The following is a 15,782-nucleotide window of genomic DNA, read 5'->3' on the forward strand; positions in this document are numbered from 1 at the left end:
TGTCCTTCACTATTTAGGGTGGAGAGTGTATATAACTGGTATGAGGTTTTCTTATTTTTTAAATCAGAAAAATTGATCAAAAGTATCGCATGGGTTTTCAACTAGAGGTGGGCATTTGGAATCTTTCAAAGGAGATGGGATGAGAAAGTTTTCCCCTTCAATCCTGGTATTAGACGCAAGCACGGATGGTTACGATATTGTAAAAGAGCAGGCTGCTAAAACTGACTATAATGCTCTTATTAAGCACGTTAAGAACTTTCCGGAATTTTGTGAAGTTTTTGCCGATGGATCGTGGAATGTTGTGGTAACCCAGTATCAAGTTGACAGCCTTACCGCCTATGATGTCCTTGATTATATTGGGAAATCAGGAAAAGAAGCCTCCATGGTAATTCTCTCGGAAGATATTCCTGAGGATGAATCCTATGATATCATCTACGCCGGAGCCTGTGATTTTGTTTATAAGGACAGCCCAGAACGCTTAATGCCGGTTATTTACCGTGAAATACGCTCCCATATCAAAAAGTTACACCATGAGCGCCTACAGAGGGCGGTTGATTCCTTCAGTACCTCCCTGCGTCTTGCCAATCCTGATAAGTATAATTACTTCCACTCGTTGATGGAGGTGGGGGATAAGAACCTCATTAACACCTTTGACTATCAGGAGGCACTTGGCTTTTTGCAGGAGAGCGGCGATGTCCAGAACGAGCACTACGAAATTATTCGTCAGGCGGACTTTATGCGCCATATTCCTATCCACCAGGCAGAAAAGGCCTTTAACGCCTTTGAAGAGAAAGCGGTAAAGGCGGGCGAGATCCTTATGCAGATGGGAAAGCCGGTTGATTATTTTCATATTATTGTGGGTGGTGAGGCTCAGCTTACCCAAATTGATATGGAAACCGGTGATCTGGACTCTTCAGCCATCTTGAAGGTGGGAGAGGCGTTTGGTGAAAAGACAATCCTGCAAGGGGGACAGGCAGAAAGAGGGGTGAAGATGCTTACCGATGGCATTATTCTCCGTCTTGCCGCCGATGTTTTTCAAAAGCTGGTGGCGGCACCGCTGGTGTCCGATGTTGAGGTGCCCATCGCCAAGGCAATGCTGGACAATTCCTATAAGCTCATTGATGTCCGTCTTGAGGAGGAGTATGAGATGGGTCATATCCCCGGGGCAATACTCATACCCCTGCACGAGCTTCAGGACAGAATGGACGAGATAGACACCAGTTATCGTTATGTGGTCTGCTGTCGAAGTGGAAGCAGAAGCGCTGCTGCCACCTTTATTCTTGCTCAGGCCGGTTTTAATGTCCGTAATATGGAGGGTGGAATGCTTGCCTGGAACTATGAGACGGTATCGGAGTATGTCTCCTAGGACAGCTTAACCAGACAGACAGAGTTTTATTGCGGACTCTTTACAATATATAAGATAGGAAGAATATGGAAAGTTTAGGATTAACCACGGATATGCTCATTGTGCTTGGCGTGGTCGTAGCGACTATTGTCCTCTTTTTAACCGAGTGGCTCCGGGTTGATGTGGTGGCAATACTGGTCATGGTCTCCCTACCCCTGTTGGGTGTTATTGATCCCCACGATACTTTTAAGGGCCTTTCGAGTAATGCAGTTATATCTGTTATTGCCGTGGTAATTATTGGTCGGGGCCTTGACCATGTCGGGGTGGTGAACCAACTGGTAAAACCTATTATTCGGCTGGGTGGACGAAGTCGGGCGAAGATTATTATCCTGAGTTGCGGGGCCATAGGCGTAGTTTCAAGTTTTATGCAAAACGTGGGGGCTGCGGCCCTCTTCTTGCCGGCAATGCGTCGTCTCAGTCGTCACTCAGGTATCCCCCTGTCAAAACTGCTCATGCCGGTTGCCTTTTCTGCAATCCTGGGTGGTACGGTTACCTTGGTTGGCTCAAGTCCTATGATCATGCTTAATGATCTGATCCGACCCTACGGAATTGAACCCTGGGGCCTTTTTGATGTGGCTCCAATGGGCCTTGCCCTTGTTGTTTCAGGAATAATTTACTTTGTCCTCTTTGGTAATATCCTTCTGCCGGGAGGTAAGGGTGGGGAAGATGAGGAGAAGGGGGCCGATGTAAAGACCCACTATCCCAAGGTGGGTGATCTCTGGGAGCTGATGGTCCCGGCTGGCTTTACCGCCTCTCTGGCCATTGATGATCTCTGTGAAAGCTATGAGATTCAACCCATTGCCCTGCGCATGCCTCAATCGGGAGAGGTGATTGTCTCTCCAGATCGGATTATGATGATTGAGCCCGGCGCTAAGATAGCTGCCTATGGAGAGGTGGCAAATATGAAGCGCCTTGCCGCTGATCACGGTTTTACTTATCAGTCTGAGGTGGAAAGTTTTTCTCATTATCTTGAAGAAGATTATGCGGGTGTTGTTGAAGGTGTGGTTGCTCCTCACTCAGCCTTTGTCGGCAGAACCATGCTGGAAAATCGATTTCGCCATAGTCAGCTGATGGTGCCTCTGGCCCTCACTCAAAACGCTCAGACCATGTACAGCGGTTTTCAGGATAAGGTCCTCAGCGTAGGTGACTCAATTTTGCTGCACAGTAGCTGGGACCACTTTCAATCACAGCGACCCCAAAAAAATATACTCTTTGCCCGATCGGTGGATCATGAAATAATGCGACCTGAGCTGGCAAAACGCGCCTTGGCCTCATTCGGGGTTGCCATGGCCCTGGTAATATTTGGTTCTCTGCCGCTCTCTGTCTGTTTGATGATTGGGGCTCTGTTGATGATCGTCTCAGGAGTATTAAGCATTGATGAGGCCTATCAGGGGGTTGACTGGCGTACCGTCTTTCTCCTTGGTGGACTTATTCCCCTGGGGGGTGCCATGCAGCAGACGGGTACGGCTGCCTGGATTGCCGATACTCTTCTCGGACTTCTGGGAACGCCTCCCCAGTTTGTCTTTATTCTCTTTGTCGGTGCAATCACCACATTTTTTAGCCTGGTCGTCTCCAATGCAGGGGCCTGTGTGCTTCTGGTGCCACTGGTGGTTGATATGGCCGGTCGGATGGGGGTTGATCCTCGCCTTGCTGCTATGGTGGTTGCGGTGGCTTGTTCTAACTGCTTTTTGTTGCCAACCCATCAGGTTAATGCCCTCTATATGGGGCCGGGACGCTATAAGAGCATTGACTTTCTCAGGGTGGGAGCGCCCTTTACCCTGATTTCCCTCTTTGTTATCACCTGTATGGCTACAGTTTTTTATTAGCGGAAAGGGGAAGTGTTTTTGCGCCGGTGAGTAGGAAGCTCGATGCAGATCGAGCATCCGGTACGAAAGAGTAGTGCTGAAATGAGGGGAGGGAGAGCTTGGCTTTCTCTCCCCTTTTTTTATGGCGATTAGGGGCTGTTGCAAAATAAGATGGCCAAAATAGTCATCTTATTTTTTACAGGCCCTTAGAGACTCTCCACCATCTCTTCGATGACGCCGAGGCCCTTTTGCCAGAAGGCTGGGTCGTTTAGGTCAAAGCCAAAGGGTTTGAGCAGGTCATATGGCGAGGAAGATCCTCCGGCACTGAGCAATTCAAGGTATTTAGCAACAAAGGCCTCACCCTCTGTTTGGTAGATGCCGTAGAGGGCAAGGACCAGCAGTTCACCAAAGGCATAGGAGTATACATATCCAGGGGTTGCCAGAAAGTGAGGGATGTATGACCACCAGATACGGTAGTTGCTGGTCAGTTGGACAGAGTCACCGAACATTGCCTGCTGGCTGTCGATCCAAAATTGGCTCAACTCCTCATCACTGAGCTCACCCTTCTCCCGTCTGCCCCTGTGCATGGAATCTTCAAATCGGTTCATGGCTGTCTGGCGAAAGACGGTGGCAAAGATGGACTCCAGTTTTTGGCAGATAAGGGCCTTCTTCTCTTCCGGGCTACTCAGGAGCTTGAGTTGGGCCTTGAAGACCAGCAGCTCAGCGAAGACAGAGGCAGTTTCGGCCAGAGGCAGGGGCGTGTCGCTATTGAAATGGCCCTGGCCAGCGGCCAGTACCTGATGCACTCCGTGACCAAGTTCATGGGCGACGGTTGAGATATCACGGATATTTCCCGTATAGTTGACCAATACATAGGGGTGTACTTCGGGTACGCAGGGATGGGCAAATGCGCCACCGCGTTTGGTGTCTTGGATGGGGGCATGTATCCACCCTTTTGCAAAGAACTCACCGGCAATTTCTGCCATTTTCGGAGAAAATTCTGCAAAGGATGAAAGAACAATCTCCTTGCACTCCTGCCAGGATGTTGTTCCCGTTGGCAGATGGGGCAGGGGCGCATAGCGATCGTAGTCGTAGAGCTCTTCCAAACCGAGGATCTCCCGTTTAATATTGTAGTACTTCTCGACAATATCATAGCGGTTGGTCACCGCATCCACCAGGGCATCAACGGTACTCTCCTCAAGTTCATTGGCAATGTTCATGGAGGAGAGCCAGCCATCGTAGCGGCGGATTCTGTCGGTGACCATCTTCTCGGCTGCCAGAGTATTGAAGATATGGGTGAGGATATGCAATTGCGACTGCAGTCCCTCGGTCATCTCCAGGGCGGCGTGCATCCTTGTCTCACGATGCTCGCTGTAGAGCTCTGTCAGCACCTCCTCTTCGCTGCGTCTTGTCTCGCCAAACTTCAGATGGGCAAATACCTTCTCAAAGAGCGTTGTCCAACTGCTCCGACCGGTGATCTCTTTTTCCTGGAGGAGCTGTTCCTCTTTTTCAGAGAGCATATGGGGGCGGTTTTTATTCAATGCTTCAAGGTAGTGGCGATAAAAGGCGATTTCCGGGGCGGTCAGGAGCTGGTCAATCCTTTTGCTACTCAGGTGGGTCCACTCCAGTTCAAAGAAGACTATTTCGGCAGAAGAACGGGAGTATTGTTCATGCACCCGTTGGTCAAGGGCGCCCGCCGTACTGTTGTCCATCTGGGTGGTGAAGTTTAAAAAAGAGTAGGTGCCCAGTTTGGTGAATCTGCAGTCCAGGGCCTCAAGACGCGCAACGAGCAGGGCCAGGTCGGCAGGAGAAATGGTGGCGATTTTTCCACTCCACTCTTCCCGCAGGGCTATTGCCTCTCCGCTACACCAGTTAAGGTCGGTCTCTATCTGTGGATCATTCGGGCTTTGGTAAAGGTCCTGGAGGTTCCAGATAATGTCTGTTGTCTGCAGGTTTTTGTTTAAGGTGCTGCTCTCCATATATTGCTCCTTTGGCTGATGTGGGATGTTTAAAACTGTAAATTTCACTCCGATCAGCTAAGCCTTAACTCTCTGGGCCAGCTGATCTGTTGAAAGGCTTACGCGCAATTTCCCCTATGTTTTTACTGAGGGCAAGGTTCTAATAATACCACATTTTCTATGTGATATGTCTGGGGAAACATATCAATGGGCTGTATTTTTTTTATTTGAAAGCCCTGTTTGCTCAGTTCTGCCAGGTCCCGGGTCAGGGTTGCAGGGTCGCAGGAGATGTAGATAAGGCGTTTTTGGCAGAGCTTGGCCAGTTGGCCGGCAAGTTCGGGTGCTCCCTGTCGTGGCGGATCGATGATCACACAGTCGTAAACCCTCTTGTCGGCGATCAGCTCCGCGCAGGCCTTATGCACAGGTTTTTGGTAGAAGCTGCAGTTATCAAGCCCATTGTTCAGGGCATTTTTCTTAGCAGAGCGGATGGCAGATCCCTGTCCTTCAAAACCGGTGACAGCTTTGGCCTGACAGGCGAGGGGGATGGAGAAATTTCCCATCCCACAAAAAAGATCGAGTACGCTTTCCTCATCTCTTATGTCAGCAAATGCCAGAACCGTCTCTATCATCTGCACATTTTGCTTTATGTTGACCTGGCAGAATCCGTTTACCTCCCACTGCATGCTGATCTTCTTGCCGGCAAGGGCCTGGGGCTTGTAGTCCAGGGAGAGTACTTTTCCCTCCTCCGGGGTTTTGCAGTAGGCAGATTGGAGCGGAAAGTTTTCGCCGATGAAATAGATACAGTCAACGCTTGCAATCTTCTCTCCTAATCGCTTTGCCCTGTTTGTATCAGCTGGTCTGCTCTTTCTCTTTAGGAGGTAGACAAGCTGTACCTGTTCTGTTGCGGGGTTGAGGATCAGTTCCAGTTGGGAGGCAAGCTGGCAAATTTCACCATGCTCTTCGTGTTCCTCAAGGGCCGTTAATACCTCGTTGATCTGTGGGCTTGCCAACAGGCACTTTTTGATGGCTATTATGTCATGGGACTGGTGCTGGCGAAATCCCATTCTGCCGTACTCGTCTATATGCAGTCTGATCCGCTGGCGGTAGAAAAAATCCTGGGGCGAGGCAATGGGGGCCTGAATGAGGGCAGAGGCCTTTGCCAGCTCAGGCTTGCCGCTTCTTGTCAGTGACTCTTTGACGATCGCCTCTTTTATTTCCAGTTGCAGCTCAGCCGTGGCGTGCTGCAGGTTACAGCCGCCACAATTTCTTATATAGGGACAGGGTGGCGTAATTCGTCCATCGTGGGCTGTGACAATTTTTTTTATTTTGCCGGTGGCATAACCCTTTTTATCCTGGTGGATGGTTGTCTGTATTTCTTCTCCGGGAAGAGTGCCGGGGATGAGAACAATCTTTCCCTCATCGGTTTTGGTCAAACCATAACCGCCGTTAATTACTTTTTCTATTGTTAAAAGAGGCATAATCAGTTTTTAAATGGTGACAGGTTGTGTACAATAGTACCAATTAGTGGTGGACAAACTATTACTTATACGAGGACTTTAGGGCCTGTCAGAAAAATAACATGAACATTTTGGCCATCTTATTTTGTAACAGACCCTGAGCTCCTTATACTTGAGGTTCCTTTGCTGTTTTAGGACTTTTCTCCCTTTGATTTATCATATATTATCCTTGTACTGTCGAAATATATTCATAACCTTGTTTTTTGTCCTGCTTTTTCAGGTAAATTCTTTTGCCGCATTGCCCCTTGAGGTTACGGTTGAGGGGGTTGAACCCGAATTGCGTGAGAATATCCTTGCGACCCTGAGGCTTTATGTCTACCGAGATAGCGAACGTATGCAGGAAAAAAACATCCTGGTTCTCTATAAGGAGTCAGATGATGATATTCGTGCCGCCCTTGGCCCCTTTGGTTACTATTCTCCTCGGATAGAGTCGGATTTGAAGAAGGTGGGCGATGTCTGGCACGCCACATATTCGGTGGATAAAGGGCGGCCCATAACTGTTGGCAAGATGCATTTAGAGATTTTAGGTGAAGGCAACGAGGCACCCTACTTTGAAAAGTTGCTTGGCGAGAGGCCATTTGCCCCCGGTGATATTCTCTTCCAACCCTTCTATACAAAATATAAGGCCAAGATGCTTCGTATTGCCTTTGCCGAAGGGTATCTTGAGGCAAAATTTATCGAGCACCGTCTCGATATTTATAAGAAAAGATATAAGGCTAATGTCCATCTTGTCCTTGAACTCGGGACGCGTTATCGCTTTGGTGAGCTGCACGCTGAGCAGGAGGTGATTACTCCAGAGCTGTTGAGGAAATATTTGCGCTATAAAAAGGGCGATCCCTATAGATCTGTCCAGCTCTTTGAGGCCCAGCAGTATCTCTATCGTTCCGGCTATTTTAAAAATGTTGTGGTCCGTGGTGATACTGACCAGATTGTAGGAGAGGAGGTCGCCGTAACCATCAAGGCAGAACCTCTTGATAAATTCAATAAATATGTGATTGGCCTGGGCTATGCCTCGGATACGGGTATACGGGCAACCCTGGGCTGGTATAATCGTCTGCTCAATAAAAGTGGCCATCGCCTGCGGGCTGCCCTGCAGATAGGTGAAAGGGATAGCTCACTGCAGGCAAGCTATGAGATTCCTGTTTTTGATCCTCGTTATGAGAAGGTGGCGACTTCAGCGGCCTACCAAGATCAAAAGTGGGATAGTACCAAGAGCAAAATTTTGGCGGCAGGCCCTGCCTATATCTACTCTTCGGCCAAGTTAAAGTATAGCCTGGGAATTGAATACCGTAATGAGGACTATAGCATTGGCAGTAGCCGTGGCAGAAGTGCACTGCTGGTGCCTACCTTTTCTGGAAGTTATCTCTTTGCCAGAAAGGATGCCCGGCAGACAAATAGTCAATTAAAGCGAGGGGTCCTCTTCTCGGTAAATGTTCGGGGGGCAAGTGAAGCACTTGTCTCCGACGCCTCTTTTCTCCAGGTGCAGTTGGATACCGTTGCTGCGGTAAGCCCCATCGACAAGTGGAGAATCATCGGCAGACTCACCCTTGGTGCCACCGAGGTGGATAGTATAAACGACCTTCCCCCCTCTCTGCGTTTTTATGCCGGTGGTGATATCTCGGTGCGCGGTTATGGTTATCGAACAATTGGTAGCCGGAACAGTGCTGGAGATGTAATTGGTGGTCGCTATACCACGGTGGCTAGTCTTGAACTGGAGAGGAGTTTGTCTGAGTATCTGGCCGCCGCTGTTTTTTGGGATGTAGGCAGTGCAACCGTAGAGAAAGAGCCGGATTTTTATCAGGGTGCAGGCCTTGGCGGTCGTATTAATCTGCCCTTTGGTCAGGTTCGTCTTGATCTGGGCGTTCCCTTAACCGATGTTGATGGGTTTACCGTCCGCTTGCACTTTTCCATAACGGGTGAGTTTTGATGATGAAAAAAATATTACTTACCCTGCTCACTCTCTTTTTTTGTCTGCAGGCTTCCCTTGCCGTCCTCTTTTATAGCGAGGTCGGGACGAGGCTTGTCCAACAGCTCCTGGAAAAATATCCAAATGAAGCGATAAGTATCACCAGCATCGAGGGACGTCTGGGCAGTGATCTTACCATAAGAGATCTTCTGGTAAAGACTCCTCTTCTTGATATCAGTGCTGATGTTCTCCATCTGGCCCTGAATCCTGCCGGGGTAATTTTGGGCCATCTCTCCGTCTCTGAGCTGAAGATTAAAGAGCTTAAATTTTTCTTTAAGGTGGGGGATGATCCTGAGCCAGAGGTCGTTTCCGATGAACCCTTTATTCTGTCCCTGCCGGAACAGCTTGTCCCTTTTGTGGGTATCTATCTTAAAAATCTGCAGATTGACGGGATCGGCTTCTATGCCCCAGATGGTGAAAGGGTGGAGTATCTTGATCGGGCCCTTCTCAGTGCCGATGTGGATGGAAAGAGAGTCACTATTCGCAATCTGCAGGTGGAGGATGAGGCCTATGCCGTAAAGCTCTCCGGTTCCGCCCGAACCGGTAAGGTCTGGCTTGCTGATATCAGTGGAGATTGGCGTTTTTCTAATTGGGATGGAGGTGAACTCTTAGGTACCCTGGCCGCTAAGGGGCCTCTGCCTGATATGGATGTTAAGGTTGTCCTGCTTGCCCCCACCCGGGTGGATATTGTCGGTAAGATGACCAAGTTGCCGGGCAACCCCTATTTTGAGGTGACGGGTAAGGGAGTAAAAACGGCCCTGCCCCTTATCCATCCCTCCTGCCCTGATATTCGTCTTGATGCTCAGGTAAAGGCCTGGGGCAATATTAATGACTATTATGGAGTTTTAAAGAGTAAGGGTGAGTATTGGAAATTTAAGGGGATAAGCGGTGAGCTGGCCCTGCATGGCAATTTTGATAATATTCATTTTAAGGATGTCCTCTTTAAGCATGAGAAGACCGTCGTTGGCATAGAGGGTTGCTATCTGGATTGGGAGAACGCCTTTATGGTGGGTGGTCTTCTTAATATAAGAGGATTTAATCCCGGGGTGATAGATGAGCGATTTTCGGGGAGCCTGGATGGGGTTATTGATGGCAAGCTGACCTATGATGACGCCCTCTCTGCCTGGTACAATCTTCAGAATGTGCGGGGAACGCTGCGGGGCTATCCGCTGACCGCCGGGGTTAAATTGCGCTTTACCGGAGACTCCCTTGATCTTGATAAGGTTTTTTTAAGCAGTGGTTCCTCTTATCTGGACTATCAGGGTCATTTTAAGGAGAAGATGGATATGTCGCTTCGCCTAAGATCCCTGACCCTTGCAACATTACTTCCCTTTGCCAGTGGCCTGGTGGATGCAGATCTCTCCTTAGCCGGTGATTATGCAACGCCTCTTCTGCGGGGCACTTTTTCCGGAAAAGACCTCCGCTTTTGGGACTATTATATTGGTGCCATGGATGGTCGGGTGGTCGATGCCTCTGCCCAGGGAAGGGCCCTTCAGCTTAAGGTGGAGGCCAGGGAGCTGCATGGATATGGGGTAGATGCGGAGATCGGATCGGTAAATATGGTTGGCACCCCGGAAAAGCATAAGGGCACATTAACTCTGGGGCAGGGGGCAGATTCCCTGAAGATTCGTTTTGCCGGTGGCTTGAAGGATGCTGCTTGGCAGCTCGGGTTTTCCCGTTTTTCCCTCAGCCATAGGTATTTGGGCAATTGGCATCTTGCCGGTAAACCATCCTTTTTATTGAGCAGTCAGGAGATTGCTCTGCAGGGTTTGGATCTTGTTAGTCAGGGGGCAAAATTTCATCTTGAAGGAGGCGCGGATTTCAGTGGGGAGGAGAATCCCTATAGCTTTTCTGCAGGCCTAAAGGATTATCCCTTAAGCCTATTAAATGATAAAGATATTGTCGACCCACTTCTTTCAGGAAAGGTTTCAGGAGAGTTGAGCTTGGCAGGCGATGGAGAAAAAATTACCTCGGCAAGGGTTGCCGGCCATCTCGGTGACTTCCGCTTTGCCCTGCCTAGTCTCTCGGGAAAAGAGAAACAGTACTCCAAGGTAGGGGCAGACCTGAGCGCAGACTTTGATGGCAAGGCGCTGGTTGCAAAGTTTGCAGCGCGGATTAATGAGGGCTTGGTGCAACTGGACTTAGGGGCTGACTGGAATGGCAATTTACAGGCGAATCTGGGCAGCATCGGGCTAAGCGGTAAGGGCACCATAAGAGCCCTTAGCCTTGAACCCTTAGGGATATTGACGGGATATCTGTTGGAGTCCGAGGGCGATATTGAAGGCGATTTGGCTCTCTCCGGGACCTTGGGCAAGCCGATCCTGCATAGCAAACTCGACCTTGTCTCGGGTAATATTCTCCTCCCCTCTCAGGGGGTTGAGCTTAAGGACGTCACCCTTTTGATTGAGAATCTTGAGGACCGTGGTCTTACCTTAGAGGCCAACCTCTCCTCGGGCGCAGGCCGAGCCCAGGCCACGGGTACTCTTCTTTGGCAGAATGATTTTGATCTGGCAGGTGAGATACAGATTAAGGGAAAGGATGTGCTTGTCCTCGATATGCCGGAGTATTTGGTTGTGCTTAGCCCGGACATTGACCTGAAATTTGATGGTAAGAGGATGGATATCAGTGGTAAGATTGCGATCCCTAAGGCGCGGATCATGCCCAATAATCTCTCTTCTGCCGTTTCTCAGTCAGATGATGTTGTCTTTCTTGATCTGAAAACGGGGGCGGTCGATAGGGCCTATAAACTGCAGACTGGTCTGGAGATTGAATTTGGTGAAGATGTCCGTTTTGAGCAATCCGGTCTGGTGGGAAAGTTGGCGGGTACCATCTTTATCAGGGATGAATCCAGTAAACCGATGACCGCCACCGGTAAGCTTAACCTGGTCGATGGCAAATTTGCCGCCTATGGAAGAACGCTTGATATTGTCCGTGGTCAAATCCTCTTTACCGGTGGTTCGGTAACCAATCCCGGGGTGGATGTCCGGGCCCAGAAGGAGGTGTTTTTGCAAAAGGGCATTCGAGGCAGGTATATCCTGGGTATTGATATAACCGGCTCTGCCTCTGATCTCAGATATACTCTTTTTTCAAGCCCCTATATGGCCCAGGCTGATATTCTCTCCTATCTTCTGATGGGGCAGTCTCTTTTTTCCATCAGTGACAGCGAGGGTAATATCTTGGCCGATGCGGCGACAAAATTTGGCTGGAGTGATGGGGCCAATCTTATTCGTAGTATCGCTTCGGCACTTCCCATTGACACTGTTCATATGGAGACGGATTTTGAGGATTCCGATGTCTCTCTGGTTTTGGGGAAGAATCTGACCGATACCCTCTATCTAGGCTATGATTACAATATTCTTGATCAGGTGGGTGAGGTGCATCTGCGCTATGACCTGGAAAATGGATTTTTTATTGATACCAAGGGGTCGTCCGAGGCAACGGGCGCCGATATACTGTATATTTTTGAAAGGTAATTTGTAAGAGAGGGTGAAAATGGATCTTGCTGGGCCAATGGTTTTAATTGTCGATGATGATCAGGTGCATCGTTATATGCTCTCCTCCATGCTTGAGGAGTGGGGCTATCTTTCGGCTCAGGCAGATGATGGCGAAACGGCTGTTGCGGCGGTGAAAAAGCGGAAGTACGATGCGGTACTGATGGACGTGCGGATGGCCAGGATGGATGGATATCGGGCCTTCTCTATTATTCACGGCCTGGAGCCTGCCCTGCCCGTTATTATTATGACGGCCTACTCCTCCGTTGATCAGGCCGTGGCTGCCATTAAGGAGGGGGCCCACGATTATCTGACTAAGCCCCTTGACTTTGATCGTCTCCACATTGCCCTGAGGCGGGCCTTTGATCGGGGTCAGGTGAGTCATAGCCGAGAAAAGCAGGGGGAGGGGGGGCAAAAGTCTGGGCTGAAGACAGATATTATTGCTTCTTCGGAGTCCATGGCTGAGCTTTTGGAGATGGTATCCTATGTGGCACCAACCGAGGCAACGGTGCTTATTCAGGGAGAATCGGGGACGGGCAAGGAGCTCGTGGCCGAAACCTTGCATTTTAACAGCCTGAGGGCTTCGGGCCCCTTTATTCGAGTAAACTGTGCGGCCCTTGCCGAAAATCTTTTGGAATCCGAGCTCTTTGGCCACGAGAGAGGGGCCTTTACCGGTGCCGACAGGAGACGGGAGGGACGTTTTGTCCAGGCCGATGGTGGAACCCTCTTCCTCGATGAAATTGGTGAGACCTCCCAGGCTATGCAGGTAAAACTTCTCCGTGTCCTTCAGGAACAGGAATTTCAACGGGTGGGTGGCGAAGAGACCCTTCAGGTTGATGTTCGCATCATTGCTGCCACCAATCGAAACCTGGAGGAGGAGGTGGCGGCGGGCAGGTTCCGTGAAGATCTCTACTATCGTCTCAACGTGGTGATGTTGGCTGTGCCGCCTCTGCGTGATCGACTTGGCGATGTGCCTCTGCTGGCCCGATACTTTGCCGAGAAGTTTGCTGGCAAAAATGGCAGGACCCTTAATGCCATCACCCCCCTCTGTCTGGAGGTTTTACAGGTCTACCGCTGGCCGGGTAATGTCCGGGAGTTGGAGAATGCCATTGAGCGGGGAATTATCATGATGCGTGGCGATCAGCTCACCGAACAGACCCTGCCCCTCTCCCTGCAAAAACAGAAGGAGCAGACCCAGCATGCCAGAATGAGGGGCCGCTCACTCTTTGAGGCAGAGAAAATACTCATCGAGCAGACAATGCAGGAGACCGAGGGCAATAAGAGTGAGGCGTCCAGAAGGCTTGGCATCACCCGTAAGACCCTGCAGAACAAACTCAATAAGTATTTGGCATCTCAGTAGGCAGGGCAGGGGCCGGTGAGCTATGGGTTCTAGCCAGCTTGCCTTTAAGGAAAAAACAGTGGGGGGAAGATATGAGAACTGATATTGTTCACATAGGTGCGGGTGAGCTCACCTATGAAATTAGAAATATTGTGGAGGTTGGTCAGCGTCTGCAACGACTTGGGGTGGAGGTCAATTGGGAAAATATCGGTGATCCCATCGCCAAGGGAGAGGAGGTTCCGTCCTGGATGAAGGCTCTTGTGGCCGAGGCCGTGCAGGATGATGCCAGCTATGGCTACTCTCCCACCAAGGGTGTGCTGGCAACCCGTCGGTTTATCGCCGCAGAGACCAATAAGAAGGGTGCTGTTCAGATTAGCGCCGAGGATATTATCTTTTTTAATGGACTTGGTGATGCGATTTCAAAGATATTTGGTTTTCTCAAGCGCACTGCCCGGGTGCTGGTGCCGACCCCGAGCTATACCACTCACTCTTCGGCCGAGGCCGCCCATTCCGGTGATAAACCTCTGACCTATAAGCTTGACCCTCATAATGACTGGTATCCCGACATTGCCGATATAGAGCGGCGGGTGAAGTATAATCCCATGGTGGCCGGAATTCTGATCATCAACCCCGATAATCCCACTGGTGCTGTTTATCCGGTGGAGATCCTTAGGGCCATTGTTGATATTGCCCGTCGCTATGACCTGTTTCTGATCTGTGACGAGGTCTATCAAAACATCATCTATAACGGTAAAAAAACGGCAAGCCTTGCCGAGGTTATCGGCGAGGTGCCCGGCTTTGCCATGCGCGGTGCCTCAAAGGAGATGCCCTGGCCGGGTGCCCGCTGTGGCTGGATAGAGGTCTATAATGCCGATCGCGATCCCATGTTTCAGCGCTATATCGATTCGATCTTCAACGCCAAGATGCTTGAGGTCTGCTCGACCACCCTGCCCCAGATTGTCTACCCCAGGGTGGTAACCCATGCCGAATACCCTGGCTATCTGCAGAGTCGGATAGCGCGTTATCAGAGATTTTCCAAAATTGCCTACGATTGCTTAAAAGATATCGAAGGTATCCTGGTCAATCAGGCAAATGGCGCATTTTATATGAGTGTCTGTTTTGAGGACGGTGTTCTTAACAGCGGCCAGAGCCTGGCTATTGCCAGAGATGAGGTCCGGACCATGGTCGAAGATCTGGTCTTCTCTGCCGATACTGCCCTTGATAAGAGGTTTGTCTACTATCTGTTGGGCGCCACCGGTGTCTGTGTGGTCCCTCTGACCTCCTTTGCCTCGGATATCAACGGCTTTCGAGTGACCCTGCTTGAACGCGACGAGGCCGAGTTCATCCGTATTTTTACGGTCATAGCCGCCGCAATCAGAACCTATTTAAAAAGTTAGATGTTGGAGGGTGGATGGATAGGCAAAGGTTAAGCTGTGCGCAGAGTTTTGCCAGGAGCTACTCCTCACCTTGGCGAGGGGAGGATGGGTGGGGTGCGTGGCTTTTTCTTGATGTTGTTTTCTTTCAGCTCTTTTGCCTAAAACTTCCCCTCAAAGAGGTGGAGGTGACGTAGTACAGCATAATATTTAAAATTTCGGGTTAAGCTGTTTTAGCTATATATGTTTGTTATTCAGTATTTTCTTTTACTCAAATGCGAATCAGTAGTGTGGCTTGACCATACGACGAAAGAAAGAGCCCCGCCACTCCGGCCCTCTGGGCACCCTGCGCTCCTCAAAATTTGCGGGAGTTTGAAACTCGCTACGCTCAAACAGGTCAAACTCCTTTATCGCAAATTTTTTCGGTGCTCAGCTCCGTGTCAACGGGGATAGCCCAGGCAAGGTCCATTTTTGAAATGAGAACGGATGGCCCCATTCCAGCCAGTAAATTTTTTTTTCCGGTCTTAAAGTTGTTTATTTGTGTCTCCGTGCTTGACTATTCCTCTCCCCTCCTTTTGGAAAAACTGTGTCTTTTGCAGTAGCTATGGGGGAGAACCCTGTCCTGCACCCTTGCTTTTTCTCGCATCTGTTTTTTTGTCCTTTAACTTAAGGAATCCTTTCTCTGTGTTCTCGGTTCCAGTGGTTAGCCGCTTTTTTTGGCTGACAGCGATAGCTCGCCATTCCGCTGCGCTCCACTGCTACAACTGACAGCTTGTAGTCACCTTGGCGAGGGGAGGTGTGCTGTGCTGTGCTTAATTTTTTCCACAGTAGATCGGGGGGAGCTTCGATCTGTGCCTCAATGTAAGGCATCTCTTTTAGGTTTTTCATTCAAGCTGTTCTGTGCTCTCCAAGCAGTTGTGAACGCTTT

The 15,782-nt window shown here is 49.8% G+C and carries 9 protein-coding genes; 6 read left to right on the top strand and 3 right to left on the bottom strand.

Features of this window, described 5'->3' with window-relative positions:
* Positions 1–139: 139 nt before the first annotated feature.
* Positions 140–1,366 (top strand): rhodanese-like domain-containing protein, encoded by a 1,227-nt coding sequence (locus DP_RS16720; protein WP_049785031.1) that lies wholly within the window; start codon positions 140–142, stop codon positions 1,364–1,366.
* Positions 1,367–1,431: 65 nt separating this feature from the next.
* Complete coding sequence (locus DP_RS07340) at positions 1,432–3,231, top strand: SLC13 family permease (protein ID WP_011188682.1); 1,800 nt, start codon at positions 1,432–1,434, stop codon at positions 3,229–3,231.
* 185 nt (positions 3,232–3,416) lie between these two features.
* On the opposite strand, the gene DP_RS07345 is transcribed toward DP_RS07340, so the two are convergent.
* Together DP_RS07345 and rlmD are read right to left on the bottom strand one after the other, a co-directional pair.
* Positions 3,417–5,189 carry a M3 family oligoendopeptidase gene (locus DP_RS07345; protein WP_049785032.1) on the bottom strand — a complete coding sequence of 591 codons (1,773 nt, stop codon included), beginning with the start codon at positions 5,187–5,189 and terminating at the stop codon, positions 3,417–3,419.
* Positions 5,190–5,311: 122 nt separating this feature from the next.
* Positions 5,312–6,646 (bottom strand): 23S rRNA (uracil(1939)-C(5))-methyltransferase RlmD, encoded by a 1,335-nt coding sequence (gene rlmD, locus DP_RS07350; protein WP_011188684.1) that lies wholly within the window; start codon positions 6,644–6,646, stop codon positions 5,312–5,314.
* Positions 6,647–6,923: 277 nt separating this feature from the next.
* Here rlmD and DP_RS07355 point away from each other — a divergent pair, with 277 nt between their 5' ends.
* The 4 genes from DP_RS07355 (at position 6,924) to DP_RS07370 (ending at position 14,878) form a co-directional block, all read left to right on the top strand.
* Positions 6,924–8,612 carry an autotransporter assembly complex protein TamA gene (locus DP_RS07355; protein ID WP_228130192.1) on the top strand — a complete coding sequence of 563 codons (1,689 nt, stop codon included), beginning with the start codon at positions 6,924–6,926 and terminating at the stop codon, positions 8,610–8,612.
* A complete protein-coding gene (locus tag DP_RS07360) occupies positions 8,612–12,124 on the top strand; it encodes a translocation/assembly module TamB domain-containing protein (RefSeq protein ID WP_011188686.1) in 3,513 nt (1,170 codons plus the stop codon). Before DP_RS07355 ends, DP_RS07360 begins: the two co-directional genes overlap by 1 nt.
* Before the next feature lie 19 nt (positions 12,125–12,143).
* Positions 12,144–13,502, top strand: coding sequence for a sigma-54-dependent transcriptional regulator (locus DP_RS07365; protein ID WP_041277753.1), 1,359 nt, complete (start codon positions 12,144–12,146; stop codon positions 13,500–13,502).
* A 71-nt stretch (positions 13,503–13,573) separates the two neighbouring features.
* On the top strand, positions 13,574–14,878 hold the full coding sequence (locus tag DP_RS07370) for a pyridoxal phosphate-dependent aminotransferase (RefSeq protein ID WP_041277754.1): 1,305 nt from the start codon (positions 13,574–13,576) through the stop codon (positions 14,876–14,878).
* Positions 14,879–15,520: 642 nt separating this feature from the next.
* Here DP_RS07370 and DP_RS07375 read toward each other — a convergent pair.
* Entirely contained in the window at positions 15,521–15,742 is a 222-nt protein-coding gene (locus tag DP_RS07375; protein WP_041277755.1) for a hypothetical protein, read from the bottom strand.
* Positions 15,743–15,782: the final 40 nt, after the last annotated feature.

The sequence above is a fragment of the Desulfotalea psychrophila LSv54 genome (genome assembly GCF_000025945.1).
GTDB lineage: Bacteria > Desulfobacterota > Desulfobulbia > Desulfobulbales > Desulfocapsaceae > Desulfotalea > Desulfotalea psychrophila.